The following is a 14,963-nucleotide window of genomic DNA, read 5'->3' as shown; positions in this document are numbered from 1 at the left end:
CCGCGGCGGCCCGGTTGTCAGTAGCTGCCGCTGTCGCCGGTGTTGCCGAAGGCCACCAGCGCCAGCCAGCCGCAGCAGGCCAGCACGGTGAGGCCGGTGAAGACGTAGCCAAGGATCAGCCCCCAGGTGGCGAGCTGGTCGCCCTCCTCGCCGCTGGTGCGGATCTGCCGCTTGGCCACGTGGCCGAGGACGGCGCCGGCCGGCGGGAAGACGAAGGCGAACACCAGCGACAGGATCGCCAGCACGTTGGTGCCCCGACCCGGCCCGGAAGGCGGTGGGCCGTACTGACCGTAGGGGCCCTGCGGGGGGTACGGCGGTTGCTGGCTCCAGTGCGCCGACTGCTGCGGCCCCTGGTGGCCGTACGGGGACGGTTCGCCAGCCGGTGGCCCGTACGGTGAGCGTTCCGTTGGCAGCTCGTACGCCGGCTGGTCCGGCTGCGGCGCGTACGGCGACTGGCCGGCCGGCGGTGGCGCGTACGGCGACTGGTCCTTCGGTGGCTCGTAGGGTGACGGCGGCGGCTCGTCCTCGGGCGGTCCCGACGGCGGCGGGTAGCTCACAGCTGTCCTCCTCCTGCCGGTGCCGGAAAAGTCCCTCTTGCCGGACGCTACCCGCAGCGGTGAACCTTTTCACAGCGGTTGTGTGGACTGGTCACCTTGGCCTCGTCGACCCGAGGGGCCGATACTGACCCAGCGTTCAGTTACCCATGAGTAGTGCGCGGATCCCCGGAGGCTGAGATGGCCCGACTCGCCCAGACGCCCGGCCTGACCGATGTGCAACAGTCGATCCTGGAGACCGTTCGGGACTTCGCCGACAAGGAGATCATCCCGCACGCGCAGCGGCTGGAGCACGCCGACGAGTACCCCACCGACATCCTCGACGGCATGCGCGAGATGGGGCTGTTCGGTCTCACCATCGACGAGGAGTACGGCGGCCTCGGTGAATCGCTGCTCACCTACGCCCTGGTGGTGGAGCAGTTGTCCCGAGGCTGGATGTCGATCTCCGGCATCGTCAACACCCACTTCATCGTGGCGTACCTGATCTCCCAGCACGGCTCCGCCGAGCAGAAGGCCCGCCTACTGCCGAGGATGGCCACCGGCGAGGTGCGCGGCGCGTTCTCCATGTCCGAGCCCGAGACCGGCTCCGACGTGTCGGCGATCAAGTCCCGGGCCGTCCGCGACGGCGACAACTACGTGCTCAACGGACAGAAGATGTGGCTGACCAACGGGGCGTACTCCTCGGTGGTGGCCACCCTGGTCAAGACCGACACCGGCGCGGAGTCCGTCTACGGCAACATGAGCACCTTCCTGCTGGAGAAGGAGCCGGGCTTCGGCGAGACCGCCCCCGGCCTCACCATCCCCGGCAAGATCGAGAAGATGGGCTACAAGGGCGTCGAGACCACCGAGATGGTGCTCGACGGGGTGACCGTCCCCGACTCCGCGATCCTCGGTGGCGCCAACCAGGTGGGCCGCGGGTTCTACCAGATGATGGACGGCATCGAGGTGGGCCGGGTCAACGTCGCCGCCCGCGCCTGCGGCATCTCCATCCGGGCCTTCGAGTTGGCGGTCAGCTACGCCCAGCAGCGCAAGACCTTCGGCCAGCCGCTCGCCAAGCACCAGGCGATCGCCTTCAAGCTCGCCGAGATGGGCACGAAGATCGAGGCCGCACACGCCCTCATGGTCAACGCCGCCCGGCTCAAGGACGCCGGCCAGCGCAACGACGTGGAGGCCGGGATGGCCAAGCTGCTCGCCTCCGAATACTGCGCCGAGGTCGTCCAGGAGGCGTTCCGCATCCACGGCGGCTACGGCTACTCCAAGGAGTACGAGATCGAGCGGCTGATGCGGGAGGCCCCGTTCCTGCTCATCGGCGAGGGCACCTCGGAGATCCAGAAGACCATCATCTCCCGAGGCCTCCTCAAGGAATACAAGCTCTAACCCGCGCCCAACCTCCGCGATCTTGCACTTTCGGTTGCCCGGTTGCCGCTTATGTCGGTTATGCCGGGACAGTAAGTGCAAGATCGCGGGGGCGAGGGCGAGGGCGAGGGCGAGGGCGAGGGCGAGGGTGAGGGTGAGGGCTGGGTCAGGTTAGGCGGGTCAGGTTGGCAGCGGCGCGTTCGACGATGAGGCAGCGGTCTTCGACGTAGTCCATGCCGGCCTCCTCGGCGATCCGCCGCGCCTCGGCCGAGACGATGCCCAGTTGGAGCCAGACCGCCGGAGCGCCGATCGCCGCCGCGTCCCGGACGACCTGCACGGCGTCGGCCGCCGGCCGGAACACGTCCACCAGGTCGACCGGGTGCGGGATATCGGCCAGCGACTTGTAGGCCCGTTCCCCGAACAGTTCGTCGACGGTCGGGTTGACCGGGATGATGCGCCAGCCGTACCGCTGCATCTGCAACGGCACGCCGTGCGCGGCCTTCAACGGGTCGCGGGACGCGCCCACGACGGCGATCACGGCGGAGTCGGCGAGGATCTGCTGAGCGGTACGCACCCGCCGACTGTAGCTCCGACTACAACAGCGTCAGCTGCTCGGCCGCCGACGGTGGCGGTGGCTCGGGCAGGCTGCGGTTGTCGCCCCGCTCCCCGCGGTGCAGCCCGTGCCGGCGTGCCGCGATCCGCACCCGGGCGGTCAGCTCCCGCTGGTACGCCTGCGGGGCGTACGCGCCGGCCCGGTAGAGCTCGCGGTAGCGGGGCACGAGGTGCGGGTGCTCGCGGGCGAGCCAGTGCGCGTACCACTCCCGGGCGCCGGGACGCAGATGCAGGGGCAGGGCGGTCACGCTCGTCGCGCCGGCGGCGGCGATCGCCGAGACGGTGGTGTCGATCGACTCGTCGCTGTCGCTGAGGCCGGGCAGGATCGGTGCCATCAGCACGCCGACGGAGAAACCGGCGTCGGCGAGTGCCCGGACGGCGTCCAGCCGGCGGCGTGGGTGCGGTGTGCCCGGCTCGACGGTGCGCCAGAGGTGCTCGTCGACAAACCCCACCGAGAAGGAGATGCCCACCGTGGTCACCTCGGCAGCCTCGCGCAACAGCGGCAGGTCGCGCAGGATCAGCGTGCCCTTGGTGAGGATCGAGAACGGGTTGGCGAAGTCCCGCAGCGCGCCGATGATCTGCGGCATCAGCCGGTAACGACCCTCGGCGCGCTGGTAGCAGTCCACGTTGGTGCCCATCGCCACGTGCGCGCCCCGCCAGCGTGGCGCGGCCAGCTCCCGCCGGACCAGCTCACCGGCGTTGACCTTGACGATCACCTTCCGGTCGAAGTCCGCACCGGCATCGAGATCGAGATAAGTGTGTGTATTCCTCGCGAAACAGTAAACGCAGGCATGAGAGCAGCCCCGATACGGGTTGATCGTCCACTCGAACGGGACGCGGGACTGCGCGGGCACCCGGTTGAGGATGGACTTGGCCTGCACCTCGTAGAACGTCATCCCGGCGAACTCGGGGGTGTCGAAGGTGCGGGCGACGGCGCCGGGCAGCGCCAGCGGCAGGGGTGGCGTCGCTGGCGCTGCCCGCTCGGGGTCTCCCTCGACCGGGGGAGCGGTGAGGTTGTCCCAGCGCATGGCCACTATTCGAACACGTGTACGAGGCAAGCGCAAGTGACCCGCCGTACACCGGTGGGCGTCCGGGTGGTCGGAGAGGGGAGGATGGACGCCATGGAGACGTCGACCTTCGTCTACGACGGGGACTGCGCGTTCTGCACGAGCTGTGCGGAGTTCATCGAACGTCGCATCCCCACCGCCGCACGTGTCGTGCCCTGGCAGTTCGCCGACCTGGACGCGCTCGGCCTCACAGTGGCCGAGTGCGAGGAGGCCGTGCAGTGGGTGGGCGCGGACGGCTCGCGGGCGGCCGGCCCGGACGCCATCGCGAAGCTGCTCGCCGCGAGTGGTCCGTTCTGGCGGGTCGCCGGCGCCGGTCTGCGGATTCCTCCGGTACGCGTCGCTGCCTGGCCGTTGTACCGCTGGGTGGCACGTAACCGGCACCGACTTCCCGGTGGCACTGCTGCCTGTTCCCTGCCGCAGGAGGCCCGGGAGCGGCTCTACGGGCCGGCCGGTCGCCCGACCACCGGCGCCTGATCGTCCAGCGCCGGCCCCGCGCCGGCTGTCACCGGGCCCGGGTCAGGCGGCACCCTGTCGACGTCGGCCGGGCGCGGCTCCGGGGCATCCGTCGTCGCCGCCTCGGGAGAGCCGCGGCCGACGAGCCGGCGTGCCCAGACCAGCGGGCGCACCCGCTCCAGCGGTAGGAAGCTGGTCATCGCGGCCAGGTGCGGCGCGAACGAGATCGTGATGGTCGCGATGGTGACCGCGTGGAACGAGTAGAAGAAGCCGACCATGGCGAGTCGCCAGCGGGGTGGCAGGAAGAAGACCAGCGGGCTCAGCAGCTCGAACGCGACGATGCCGAACTGGGCGACGATCAGCAGGTACGGCACCTGGGCGATGAGGTCCGCCAGGTCGGTGCCGCGCCGGATGATCGCGCGGGCCAGGACCGAGCCGGTCAGCCAGTCCAGACCGCCGAAGCGCAGCTTGGCGAAGGCTGCCAGGAAGTACGTGCAGATCACCGCGATCTGGGTGACGCGTAGGGCCCAGCCGCCGGCCTCGGTGCGGGTGGTGTCGCCGTGTCGGGCGCGACCGGCGGTGGGCAGCACGGCCAGGGCGACGAGCAGCCCGAACCGGTCGTGGTCGACCTTCCCGTAGCTCATCGCGATGATCATCCACTCCAGGTACAGCGCGCACACCGCCCAGCCGAGCAGCCGGGGCGCTCGTCCGGTGGCGGCGAGGAGTGCGAGCAGTAGCAACGCCCAGAAGATCACCGTCACCAGCGTCTCGGTCGGCGTCGGCAGTGGGAGCAGGCGGCCGATCAGGAGTGGCTGGTACAGGTCGCCGGGCACGCTCACCCGGGTGCGTACCCAGGGCGTGAAGATCACCAGATCGGCGGCGACGAAAAGGTAGATCAGGGTGCGGAAGGCGGCCACCCGCCCCCGGGGTACGGCCTCGGTCAGCCAGCGGTTCATCGGGTGGCCTGCCAGCGGACGACGGTCTGGTCGGTGTGTTGGCCGGTCGGTCGGCCGGCGCGGATGCCGTGCCAGCGGATGACGATGCGGACCTCGACCAGCGCGGGAGCGTCCGGGTGGCGTTCGGCGTACGCGTCGGCGACCTCGGTGAGCAGCGTCGGGTCGGCGGCGTATCGGGCCTGCTGACCCTCGATCTCGGCGCGGCGGATGCCTGTCGCGTTCTGGTCCAGGTCGATCACCGCCCCGGAGCTGTTCACCCCCTCGACGCGGGTGTCGGGTGCTGGCGCGTTCGGCGGGTTGGAGGTGGAGTACATCCGGAACGGGCCGAACGGGAAGTCGTCGTCGCTGCCCCAGAAGGTGCCGACGACGAGCAGGACGAGGCCCAGTGCGGTCACGCCCAGCCGGGTCACGCGCCCGCGGGTGGTCAGGTTCTCCATCGGGTCGTGACGATACGGGATGTACCGACGGCCTCGGGTCCCTCCGACGGCCAGTTCGGCCTGACCAGGCAGGTGATCATGCGGGGTTGCTGGGGGTACGACGAAGGCCGGGCCCGCATCGGGCCCGGCCTTCGGTGTCGTCGTGGGGACGACTCAGTGGTTGTGCTCGGCCAGCTGCTTGCGGACGTCGTCCATGTCCAGCGCCTCGACCTGCTCGATCAGGTTCTCCAGCGCGGACTCGGGAAGGGCGCCCGGCTGGGCGAAGACGATGACGCCGTCTCGGATCGCCATGATCGTCGGGATCGAGCGAATGTCGAACTTGGCGCCCAGCTCCTGCTGAGCCTCCGTGTCGACCTTGCCGAAGACGATGTTCTGGTGCTTCTCCGAGGAGCGCTCGTAGACCGGGGCGAACCGCTTGCACGGACCACACCAGTCGGCCCAGAAGTCGACCAGGACGATGCCGTCGTTGCCGGTCACCTCGTCGAAGTTCGTCGAGGTCAGCTCAACGGTTGCCATTGCACTCTCCGATCACCGCGGTTTATCTACGTCCCGTAGAACCAGGGCTGACCGTATCGAATTCCCGTGCGGTGGGGCACGAAACGTGCCCGGGGCTGCCGGGGGGTGCCGCAGGTCATCGACGTGCATCTGTTCACACCCGACCTGCGGAACGCAAGTGCATGACGCACTTGCGTGACCTGCGGTAATGGGAGCGTTTCCAGGGAGATCCACGCGATTGAGCACTACGAATCGGTAACTTGGGCCTTGACAAGGAGGTATCCGGCCTGCGGAGATCGCTGATCAACCTCCCCATCGTCACACACAGTAGTGTTACAAAAAGATAAATGTGACCGCGATCTCTGTTGAACCTACGCAGGCGTAGGGCAGAATTCCTCACATCAGAGCGTGGGCGGCGGGTGCCGGGGAGGGCCCCGCCGCTCATTGCGTCTCCCCCCAGGCGAGTGACCGGTGTGACATTTCCGCCGCCGTCGCGCCCCGCCGGTCGCCTTAACCATCGATAAGGCATGCTGTGCCGAACTCCATCGCCGCCCGTCGAAGGGACCAGCATGCAGTTCGGTCGCTACTACGAGGAGTTCGAGGTCGGCGCGGTCTACCGGCACTGGCCGGGCAAGACCGTCACCGAGTACGACGACCACCTCTTCTGCCTGCTCACCATGAACCACCACCCGCTGCACATGGACGCGCACTACGCCGCGACGGCGAGCCAGTTCAAGCGCAACGTCGTGGTCGGCAACTACATCTACTCGTTGCTGCTCGGCATGTCGGTGCCCGACGTGAGTGGCAAGGCGATCGCCAACCTGGAGGTCGAGTCGCTGCGGCACGTCGCGCCGACCTTCCACGGCGACACCATCTACGGCGAGACCACGGTGCTGGACAAGCGTGAGTCCGGCTCGAAACCCGACCGGGGCGTGGTGTCGGTGGAGACCCGTGGTTACAACCAGGACGGCACGATGGTCTGCGTGTTCCGGCGCAAGGTGATGGTCCCCAAGCGGGAGTACGCGGCCGCTGCGGTGCCCGACGGAGTGGATCCGGAGCGGCCCAGCTTCCCCGAGCCGCGCTGACAGCCGCGCGGCAGGCTCGACCGTCGACGAACACCGGGCTCCTTCCCCTGCGCGGGTCTGCTGGGGAAGGGGCCCTGTTCCCGTCGCGGGGCATATGCTGACGCCGGAGGTTCCGATGAGCCACTCCGTAGCGGGAGAGCCGTCCTCTGCCGGCCGCCGAGCCGCACCCTTGACCACCGCTGTCTACTCCGCCGCCGAGTGGGATCTGCTCACCAGCCTGCCCGGTCGGGTTCTCGTGGCCGCCGCGGCACCCGCTCCCGGCCGGACGGAGCGTGGAGTCCTGGCCGGCCTGGCCGGTCTGGATGCCGTGGCCGCGGGCCGAGCCTCCGACAGCGACCTGGTCCGCGCGGTGGTCGCCACGATCTACGCCCGCCACGACGGCGCCCCGCAACCCGCCGAGCGGCTCACCGACCTGGTGGACCTGCTGGCCGCCTGTCGTGCGGCGAGCCGGGTCCTCCGGCGGCGGGCCGACCCTGCCGACTCGGCCGCGTACCGCCAGTGGGTGCAGTCGGTAGCGGCCCGGGTCTGTCGCGCGGTGCCCGGCACCGGCGCGCGCCGGGTGGACCCACCGGCCAGCCCGGCGGACCGGCGCTTCCTGGACCGGCTCGGTGCCGCCCTCGACCTGGGCTGACCGGCAGGTCGTCGCGGCCGGCGCCGACGGGGTCCGTACCCTCTGATGACCGTGACCGACGACCAACTCGAGGTGGGCGTGGGCCCCTGGCCGGGGGACCCACCGGACGACCCCCGTTACGACAGGCAACTGCTCGCGGAGGGGGACCGGCGCAACGTCGTCGACCGCTACCGCTACTGGCGGCACGAGGCGATCGTCGCCGACCTGGACCGGCACCGGCACGGCTTCCACGTCGCTATCGAGAACTGGCAGCACGACTTCAACATCGGCACCGTGGTGCGCAACGCCAACGCGTTCAACGCCGCCGAGGTGCACATCGTCGGACGGCGACGGTGGAACCGGCGCGGCGCGATGGTGACCGACCGGTACCAGCACGTACGGCACCACGAGACGATCGAGGAGTTCGTCGCCTGGGCGGCCGAGCGGCAGTTGCCGGTGTTCGGCATCGACAACCTGCCGGGGTCGCGTCCGCTGGAGACCGGCACCCTGCCGCGGGACTGCGTGCTGCTGTTCGGCCAGGAGGGGCCCGGCCTCTCCGCGCCGGCCCGTGCGGCCTGCGACCACCTCTACTCCATCGCCCAGTACGGCTCGACGAGGTCGATCAACGCGGGCGTGGCCAGCGGAATCGCCATGCACGCCTGGATCCGCGCGCACGCCGGTACGCCGCCGGACTGACCCACGTACGGTGCCGAATCGGACGTTCCGGCTTGACGTGCCGGCGGTCCGGGGCGACGGTGGGGATGTGAGTGTCGCGGTGAGTTGTCCGAGATGCGGGGGCCTGGTACGGGCGCCGGATCTGATGAACACCGACTCGAGGTGTGTGCGCTGCGGCCCGGTGCCGCCGTTGCACGTGCCCGAGCACATCGGAGCGGACATCGTGGCGAGCGTGGTGGAACGGATCACCGCGACCGGCGATCCGCCGGTGACGCCGTTGTGGTGCCCGTGGCCGCTGCCGCCCGGTTGGACACTCACCGGCGTCGCGTACGCCGGGGACGACCGGACGGGCGTGCGGGCGACGGTGGTGGCCTGCGCGGGCCCGGCGCCGCTCGGTGGTGGTCCGGCCGATCTGGTCTTCGTGGCCGAGGAACCCGGTGTCGGCCTGGGCACCCGGCTCGCCGGTCTGACCGGCCCGGACCCGGGGCCGGAGTTGGTGGACGCGTTGACCGACCCGGGGTCGGGTCACCCCGACCACGTCGGACAGGCGAAGATCAAGGTCGGCGGGCACCCGACTCCACTGTGGGTGGTGAATTCATCAACGGATCGAAGCGCGTACGCCGGCGAAGCTCGGGGAATGTGGCTCCATGCGATAGCCTGGCCGGCGAGTGCGGGTCACCTGCTCGCGGAAGACGTCGTGCTACACGACCTGACCGAGTGGACTCCGCCCGAGCTCGTGTACGGCGCACCGTCCCCGTATCTACCCGGTAGAGCTTGACAACTCTTCCGGATTGACGGAGAACGGACGCAGATATTCACTGTACGACACCACACTGATACTCTGGGTGCCGCTGCGGTAATGGGACCCGGCGCCGCGCGAGAGGATGGCCCGCCATGGTCAAGAAGGTCCTCACCTGGGCCGGAATCGCATTCTTGATCTTCTTCGTCGCCTACCGGCCAAACTCTGCGGCGGACGTGTTCAAGTCGCTCGGCGGCGGGATCATGGATATCGCCCAGGGGTTTGGCGACTTCTTCACCAGCCTCGTCGCCTAGCAGCCGATGGGCAGCCCCTCCGGTCCACCCTTCGACCCGGACGACCCCGACCGGGAACGCCGCGAGCGCGACACCGAGCCGATCCCGCGGATCGGGCCTGATGACGGCCCGGGCTACGGGGCCGGTCCCGGCCTGTCCGACGGTCCGTCCCTTTCGGACGACGTCGGCTATGGCGACGGGCCCGGCTATGCCGGTCAGGGTCGTTCCGGTCGGGGGTGGATCCGTGATCCGGAGGCCAGCTACCAGCCGCCGCAGATCTCCGAGGACGAGCTGGCCGGGTTGCGTGCCGACGCGACCGGCTCGACCCCTCGGCGGGTGCTGCCACTGGAAGACGAGCCCAGTTCTCTGGTGGCTCGCTACCTCTTCCCCACCGAGCGCTACCGGGGCGAGTGGAAGCGACACTGGATCCACCTCACCAACCCGCTGTTGATCGGCGTCGCGGCGACCTTCGTGCTCGGCTACCTCTCCGGCTTCCTCGCCGGCCAGGACGTCGGCGCGTTGACCACCATCGCCGTGCTGCTGTGGTTCGCGGTGATGGGCTGGGTGGCGTGGAAGGTCGCCGACTGGTGGTATGACCGGTTCATCCTGACCAACAAGCGGGTCATGGTGGTCAACGGCATCGTCACCCGCAAGGTGGCGATGATGCCGCTGGTCCGGGTCACGGACATGAAGTACGAGCAGACCCCGACCGGTCGAGCGCTCAACTACGGCACCTTCGTGCTGGAGTCCGCCGGCCAGGAGCAGGCGCTCCGCGAGATCAAGAACCTGCCCAACCCGAACGAGCTCTACCTGCGCGTCGTCGAGGAGATGTACGAGCCGCAGGCGGTCGAGGCGCGGCTCGGCAAGGAGGCCGACGAGGCCAAGGCCGACGACGGAGCGTGAAGGTTTTCGACCGAACATCGGAGCAAGTGCGCACCTTTCGTCATGGACCAGGGCGCCCCTGACGTGGCACTCTGCCAGGACGGCAGGGGTGTGGAGGTGGGCGGTGGCGAGCAAGGACTCGTTGGAGGAGCAGTTCCGCGAGTTCGTCGCGGCCCGCTCCGCCGCGCTCCTACGCACCGCTTATCTGCTCACCGGCGACTGGGCCACGGCCGAGGATCTGCTCCAGACGGCGCTGACGAAGACCTACCTCGCGTGGAAACGGCTCGGCGGAATCGAGGCGGTCGAGCCGTACGCCCGGCGTGTGATGGTCAACACGTCGACCAGTTGGTGGCGGCGACGCTGGCACGGCGAACGCCCGACCGAGGTGCTGCCCGAGCGGGCCGGCGTCGACGAGATCGAGCAGCAACTTGACCGTGACCTGCTCTGGCGGCATCTCCGGGAGTTGCCCAACCGGCAGCGGGCAGTGTTGGTGCTGCGCTACTACGAGGACATGTCGGAGGCGCAGACCGCCGCGATGCTGGACATTTCGCCGGGCACTGTAAAGAGCCAGGCGTCCCGGGCGCTCGCCACGCTGCGTCGGCGACTGGGCGCGGACGCACCAGAGCTGGCAGCCGCCGCCGGCATCGCCGGCAGATCGGCCGCCGCCGGCATCGCTGGCAGGTCTGCCGCTGCCGGCGGTGCGGGAGCGGTGGCCGCGACCGGTGCCCCCGGCCGGACGACGGGCTCGGGCTCCCGGACCGGGCGAGTCCCGGCCACCGGTGCCGCTGCCACACCCCGTCCCGGACGGGCGGCTGGCCGACCCGTGGCCCGCCCGACCGCGCCGCGCCCCGCCGTGCCGCGTGCGATCACCCCGCAGGTCGTCCTGCCCACCGCCCCGGCGGCCGTGCCCGTCGGCACGGGTTCCGGGGAACAGCAGTGAGTCATCTCCCGGGCCGGCGCGACAACCTGAGGGACGGCCCGCAGCGTTCTTACCAGGTGCGGCCTGACGAGATGGAAGGTGCGGTGCGGGAGACACTCTCGCACCAGGTCGCCCTTGCCCGCCCGCTGAGCGTCGATCCGGCCGGCCAGGCCATCCGTCGCGCGAACCGGATCCGGCGTCGACGCACCGCCGCCGGCCTCGCCCTCGCGGCGGTCACCACAGTGCTGCTCAGCGCCGGCATGGCCCAGCTCGGTGCCGAGACCAGGCGGGACGGCTCACCCATCGTCGTGATCGGCGACCCGGACCCGACCAACCGACCGCTTCCGACGGCCAGCATTCCCGGTCCCGCACCCTCGCCCACGACGTCGACCTCTCTTCTCATCAGCGAGACGCTGGTCAGCGCCGACGGGCGGCGGCTGGTGCTGCCCGACGTCGGGCCGGCCGAACGCGTCCAGCCGCTGCCCAGCGGCGGCGGTTGGCTGGTGGTCGGCGCGCCGAGCACCGCGGGACGCTCCCTGTGGGTGGTGCAGGACGACGGCCTGGTGCAGGTGCTGCTGGCCGGTGCCGGCGCGATCGTCCTGGCCCCGGACAGCCACCAGGTCGCCTGGCGCGACGGAGACGATCTCCTGATGGCGGGCGTGGTCGGCACCCAACTCATCGGGTCGGTGCGTACCCCGGTGCCGGCGGCGGCGGAGCCCGTCCGGTTCGTCGGTGACAGCGTGCTGGTCCGACTCGACAGGGCCGACGCCGGTCACACGCTCTGGCGGCCCGGTGCGGGGCCGTTGCCCGAGGCCCTCGACCGGGAGAGCCTCAACGTCTACGGGCGGCTGCCCGACGGGCGGCTCGTCGGCCAGGTCACCACTACCGATCCGGACCGGACGTGCCTCGCCATCCTCACCCCGACACGTCGCCTGGACCCGGTACGCACCGGCTGCGGTCCAGACCTGAGTCGGGACGGCGTCGGCGGGGTTTCGCCGGACGGGCGGTGGCTGCTGGTCAACGAGGGGAGTGGCACGGCCGGTCGGTCCCTGCTCGTCGACCTTCAGCGGCTCGGGCCGGGAGCGACAGCCGTTGCGGCCGGGCCGCCGATGACCGGGGCGATCGTGTGGAGCGACGAGACCCAGGCCTCCTACCTCGACGGCACCGGCGAGCTGGTCCGGGTCGACGTCGGCCAGGTGCGGGGGGGAAAGCCAGCCAGCCCTGCTGCGGTGCCCGGCATGCCGGCCGGAGAGCGGCCGATCCTGGTGAAGGGCTTCTGACCCCGGGTGACCCATGTGAGCCGGGCTCACCGTTTCCTCGGTAACGTCGGGCGGTGACCTCGCGTACCGGCCCCGCCCCCCGGATCGACCTGCACGCCCACTCGACGGCCAGCGACGGCACGCTGACCCCGGCCGAGCTGGTCGGCGCGGCCTTCGACGCCGGGCTGGACGTGCTGGCGATCACCGACCACGACACCACGGCCGGCTGGGCGCCGGCAGTCGGCGCGCTGCCGCCAGGTCTGCGCCTGATCCGGGGCGCGGAGTTGTCGTGTCGCTGGTCCGGTGCGCAGCCGGCGGTGTCGTTGCACCTGCTCGCGTACCTGTTCGATCCGGACCACCCGGAGCTGGTGGCCGAGCTGGCGCGGGTCCGAGCCGCTCGGGAAGAGCGTGGCGAACGGATGGTCGGTCTCCTGCGGGCCGATGGCATCGACGTGAACTGGCCGGACATCCTGGCCGGTGCGGGTGGCGGCACAGTGGGACGCCCGCACATCGCGCAGGCACTCATCCGCGTCGGCCTGGTCGGCAGCGTCCGGGAGGCGTTCGGCCCGGACTGGCTGGGCGAGCGGTACCGGCTGCCCAAGGAGGACATCGACGTGTTCCGGGCCGTCCGGCTGGTCCGGGCGGCCGGAGGCGTGCCGGTCTTCGCCCACCCGCGAGCCACCCGACGTGGCCGGGTGGTGCCCGACGAGCTGATCGCCGAGCTGGCCGCCGCCGGGCTCGCCGGGCTCGAAGCCGACCACGAGGACCACAGCCCGGCCGAGCGGGAACACGTGCGGGCGCTCGCCGCCGAGCTGGGTCTGCTCGTCACCGGCTCCTCGGATTTTCACGGCACCCACAAGACCGTCCAACTCGGCGCGTTCAGCACCAGCGTCGAGGCGTACGAGCGGATCGTCGCCGAGGGGGTGACCGAGGTCGCTTCGGGCTGATCCGGGTATTTCGCCCATCGCTGCGCGGCTAGGTTGATCACGTGGATCTGAAGCTGTTCGGCGAGGTTTTCGTGACCCTGCTGGTGATCACCGACCCGCCGGGCATGATGCCGATCTTCCTGGCGCTGACCGGCCCGCTGCCCGCCCGCGACCGCAACCGGGCAGCCTGGCAGGCCGTCGCGCTGGCGCTCGGCGTCATCGTGATCTTCGCGGTGGCCGGGCAGACCCTGCTCGACTACCTGCACGTGGACCTGCCGGCGTTGCAGGCGGCCGGTGGCCTGCTGCTCGTACTCGTCGCCTTGGAGCTGCTGACCGGCAAGGCCGACGACCCGAGCCAGCAGGTCACCTCCAACATCGCGCTGGTGCCGCTGGGCACGCCGTTGCTGGCCGGTCCGGGCGCCATCGTGGCCACCATGCTCTTCGTCCAGCAGGCCGACGGGCTGGGAGAGTTCAGCGCCATCGCCGTGGCGATCCTCGCCGTGATGGTCGCCGTCTGGATCGTCCTGCGCTTCTCCGGCGGCATCGTGAAGATCCTCCGGCCGGGCGGGATCGAGGTGCTGACCCGGATCGCCGGCCTGCTGCTGGCCGCGATCGCCGTGCAGCTCATCGCCGACGCGGTGGCCGCCTTCGTCACGCAGTACGTGAACATGGCCTGACGGCACGCGCGCGATGTCGGAGGCGGATGGCAGGATCGCAGGCGTGCGACGATCCTCATCAGCGGGGCGGCCGGCCGCCGGCGGCCGTGCCCCGCGGCAACGCGCCGGCGACGCCGAGCAGCTCGGCTTCGAGGGCATGCCGGAGCGGCTGTTCGTCTGCACCCCGAGCAAGCTCGGCGCGTACGCGGACTGCCCGCGTCGCTACCGCTACTCCTACGTCGACCGCCCCGCCCCGCCCAAGGGCCCACCGTGGGCGCACAACTCGCTCGGCGCCAGCGTGCACACCGCCCTGAAGAACTGGTATGCGCTGCCCGCCGACCGGCGGCGTCCCGAGGCGCTGGCCACGCTGCTCAAGGGCACCTGGGTCCGCGAGGGCTACCGCGACGACGAGCAGGAGCGGGCCGCCTACCGGCGGGCGTTGGGATGGCTCGAGGCGTACGTCGAGACGCTGGAGCCGGATTCCGACCCGCTCGGCGTGGAGCGGGTGGTGGCGGTCAAGACAGCAGTGCTGGCGTTCAACGGTCGTACCGACCGGATCGACTCGCGGCCCGGCCCGGAGGGGCCGGAGCTGGTCATCGTCGACTACAAGACCGGCCGCACCGGGCTGGACACTGACGACGCCCGGGGCTCGCAGGCGCTGGCGCTCTACGCGTACGCCGCCGAGCGGGTGTTCCGTCGGCCGTGCCGCCGGGTGGAGCTGCACCACCTGCCGACCGGCACGGTCGCCGGCCACGACCACACAGTCGAGTCGCTGGCCCGACAACTGACCCGCGCGGAAGAGACAGCCCGCGACATCATGGCCGCCGAGCGCGCGGTCTCCGACGGCGCCGACGCGGACGAGGCTTTCCCGGTGGCGCCCGGCCCGCGCTGTGGCTGGTGCGACTTTCGGCGGCACTGCCCGACGGGCGCGCAGGTCCCGGGCAAGGAGCCGTGGGCGGCCATGGACCGGCCCGCCGACGGCTGATCGC

General features: G+C 70.7%; 19 protein-coding genes. 13 read left to right on the top strand and 6 right to left on the bottom strand.

The genetic code is table 11. The features are described from left to right. Positions 1–17: 17 nt before the first annotated feature. Positions 18–557: a DUF4190 domain-containing protein gene (locus NIE111_RS07315; protein ID WP_238683639.1), complete on the bottom strand. Its 540-nt coding sequence runs from the start codon at positions 555–557 to the stop codon at positions 18–20. 177 nt (positions 558–734) lie between these two features. On the opposite strand from NIE111_RS07315, the gene NIE111_RS07310 reads away from it, so the two are divergent. After that, positions 735–1,931, top strand: coding sequence for an acyl-CoA dehydrogenase family protein (locus tag NIE111_RS07310; RefSeq protein WP_238683855.1), 1,197 nt, complete (start codon positions 735–737; stop codon positions 1,929–1,931). 145 nt (positions 1,932–2,076) lie between these two features. On the opposite strand, the gene NIE111_RS07305 is transcribed toward NIE111_RS07310, so the two are convergent. Next, positions 2,077–2,484: a CoA-binding protein gene (locus tag NIE111_RS07305; RefSeq protein WP_238683638.1), complete on the bottom strand. Its 408-nt coding sequence runs from the start codon at positions 2,482–2,484 to the stop codon at positions 2,077–2,079. Positions 2,485–2,503: 19 nt separating this feature from the next. Further along, positions 2,504–3,550: an Rv2578c family radical SAM protein gene (locus NIE111_RS07300; protein WP_238683637.1), complete on the bottom strand. Its 1,047-nt coding sequence runs from the start codon at positions 3,548–3,550 to the stop codon at positions 2,504–2,506. 93 nt (positions 3,551–3,643) lie between these two features. Here NIE111_RS07300 and NIE111_RS07295 point away from each other — a divergent pair, with 93 nt between their 5' ends. Then, entirely contained in the window at positions 3,644–4,063 is a 420-nt protein-coding gene (locus NIE111_RS07295; protein WP_238683636.1) for a thiol-disulfide oxidoreductase DCC family protein, read from the top strand. Here NIE111_RS07295 and NIE111_RS07290 read toward each other — a convergent pair. From NIE111_RS07290 to trxA, 3 genes are all read right to left on the bottom strand, one after another. After that, entirely contained in the window at positions 4,027–4,998 is a 972-nt protein-coding gene (locus NIE111_RS07290; RefSeq protein WP_238683635.1) for an HTTM domain-containing protein, read from the bottom strand. The two genes, NIE111_RS07295 and NIE111_RS07290, sit on opposite strands and share 37 nt — an antisense overlap. After that, the gene (locus NIE111_RS07285) at positions 4,995–5,435 is read right to left on the bottom strand and encodes a hypothetical protein (RefSeq protein WP_238683634.1); all 441 of its coding nucleotides are present in this window, start codon (positions 5,433–5,435) and stop codon (positions 4,995–4,997) included. Before NIE111_RS07285 ends, NIE111_RS07290 begins: the two co-directional genes overlap by 4 nt. Before the next feature lie 153 nt (positions 5,436–5,588). Then, a complete protein-coding gene (trxA, locus tag NIE111_RS07280) occupies positions 5,589–5,951 on the bottom strand; it encodes a thioredoxin (protein WP_007455291.1) in 363 nt (120 codons plus the stop codon). 548 nt (positions 5,952–6,499) lie between these two features. Here trxA and NIE111_RS07275 point away from each other — a divergent pair. From NIE111_RS07275 to NIE111_RS07225, 11 genes are all read left to right on the top strand, one after another. Continuing rightward, complete coding sequence (locus NIE111_RS07275) at positions 6,500–7,015, top strand: MaoC family dehydratase (RefSeq protein WP_030486570.1); 516 nt, start codon at positions 6,500–6,502, stop codon at positions 7,013–7,015. A 94-nt stretch (positions 7,016–7,109) separates the two neighbouring features. After that, the gene (locus tag NIE111_RS07270) at positions 7,110–7,646 is read left to right on the top strand and encodes a hypothetical protein (RefSeq protein ID WP_238683633.1); all 537 of its coding nucleotides are present in this window, start codon (positions 7,110–7,112) and stop codon (positions 7,644–7,646) included. A gap of 51 nt (positions 7,647–7,697) precedes the next feature. After that, on the top strand, positions 7,698–8,321 hold the full coding sequence (locus NIE111_RS07265) for a TrmH family RNA methyltransferase (RefSeq protein ID WP_238683854.1): 624 nt from the start codon (positions 7,698–7,700) through the stop codon (positions 8,319–8,321). 10 nt (positions 8,322–8,331) lie between these two features. Continuing rightward, positions 8,332–9,078, top strand: coding sequence for a DUF6758 family protein (locus NIE111_RS07260; protein ID WP_372488294.1), 747 nt, complete (start codon positions 8,332–8,334; stop codon positions 9,076–9,078). Between the two features lie 116 nt (positions 9,079–9,194). Beyond that, a complete protein-coding gene (locus tag NIE111_RS07255; RefSeq protein WP_007455302.1) occupies positions 9,195–9,353 on the top strand; it encodes a hypothetical protein in 159 nt (52 codons plus the stop codon). A 6-nt stretch (positions 9,354–9,359) separates the two neighbouring features. Continuing rightward, a complete protein-coding gene (locus NIE111_RS07250) occupies positions 9,360–10,235 on the top strand; it encodes a PH domain-containing protein (RefSeq protein WP_088951386.1) in 876 nt (291 codons plus the stop codon). 103 nt (positions 10,236–10,338) lie between these two features. After that, positions 10,339–11,154, top strand: a complete 816-nt coding sequence (locus NIE111_RS07245; RefSeq protein ID WP_238683631.1) for a SigE family RNA polymerase sigma factor — start codon at positions 10,339–10,341, stop codon at positions 11,152–11,154. Positions 11,155–11,237: 83 nt separating this feature from the next. After that, positions 11,238–12,413 carry a hypothetical protein gene (locus NIE111_RS07240; protein WP_238683630.1) on the top strand — a complete coding sequence of 392 codons (1,176 nt, stop codon included), beginning with the start codon at positions 11,238–11,240 and terminating at the stop codon, positions 12,411–12,413. 53 nt (positions 12,414–12,466) lie between these two features. Further along, the gene (locus NIE111_RS07235; protein WP_238683629.1) at positions 12,467–13,339 is read left to right on the top strand and encodes a PHP domain-containing protein; all 873 of its coding nucleotides are present in this window, start codon (positions 12,467–12,469) and stop codon (positions 13,337–13,339) included. Between the two features lie 41 nt (positions 13,340–13,380). Further along, positions 13,381–13,995, top strand: coding sequence for a MarC family protein (locus NIE111_RS07230; protein WP_091394729.1), 615 nt, complete (start codon positions 13,381–13,383; stop codon positions 13,993–13,995). Between the two features lie 13 nt (positions 13,996–14,008). Next, positions 14,009–14,959, top strand: coding sequence for a RecB family exonuclease (locus NIE111_RS07225; RefSeq protein WP_274530788.1), 951 nt, complete (start codon positions 14,009–14,011; stop codon positions 14,957–14,959). The last annotated feature ends 4 nt before the right edge of the window (positions 14,960–14,963 follow it).

Source organism: Micromonospora hortensis (genome assembly GCF_022230935.1).
Taxonomy (GTDB): Bacteria; Actinomycetota; Actinomycetes; order Mycobacteriales; family Micromonosporaceae; genus Micromonospora; species Micromonospora hortensis.
Note: the sequence above shows the minus strand (reverse complement) of the source record. Positions and strands in the feature narration are given on the sequence as shown.

Coding starts and splice junctions, on each gene's coding strand:
- NIE111_RS07310 (WP_238683855.1), top strand. CDS start 735: ATGGCCCGACTCGCCCAGACGCCCGGCCTGACCGATGTGCAACAGTCG.
- NIE111_RS07300 (WP_238683637.1), bottom strand. CDS start 3,550: ATGCGCTGGGACAACCTCACCGCTCCCCCGGTCGAGGGAGACCCCGAG.
- NIE111_RS07295 (WP_238683636.1), top strand. CDS start 3,644: ATGGAGACGTCGACCTTCGTCTACGACGGGGACTGCGCGTTCTGCACG.
- NIE111_RS07290 (WP_238683635.1), bottom strand. CDS start 4,998: ATGAACCGCTGGCTGACCGAGGCCGTACCCCGGGGGCGGGTGGCCGCC.
- NIE111_RS07285 (WP_238683634.1), bottom strand. CDS start 5,435: ATGGAGAACCTGACCACCCGCGGGCGCGTGACCCGGCTGGGCGTGACC.
- trxA (WP_007455291.1), bottom strand. CDS start 5,951: ATGGCAACCGTTGAGCTGACCTCGACGAACTTCGACGAGGTGACCGGC.
- NIE111_RS07275 (WP_030486570.1), top strand. CDS start 6,500: ATGCAGTTCGGTCGCTACTACGAGGAGTTCGAGGTCGGCGCGGTCTAC.
- NIE111_RS07270 (WP_238683633.1), top strand. CDS start 7,110: ATGCTGACGCCGGAGGTTCCGATGAGCCACTCCGTAGCGGGAGAGCCG.
- NIE111_RS07255 (WP_007455302.1), top strand. CDS start 9,195: ATGGTCAAGAAGGTCCTCACCTGGGCCGGAATCGCATTCTTGATCTTC.
- NIE111_RS07250 (WP_088951386.1), top strand. CDS start 9,360: ATGGGCAGCCCCTCCGGTCCACCCTTCGACCCGGACGACCCCGACCGG.
- NIE111_RS07225 (WP_274530788.1), top strand. CDS start 14,009: ATGTCGGAGGCGGATGGCAGGATCGCAGGCGTGCGACGATCCTCATCA.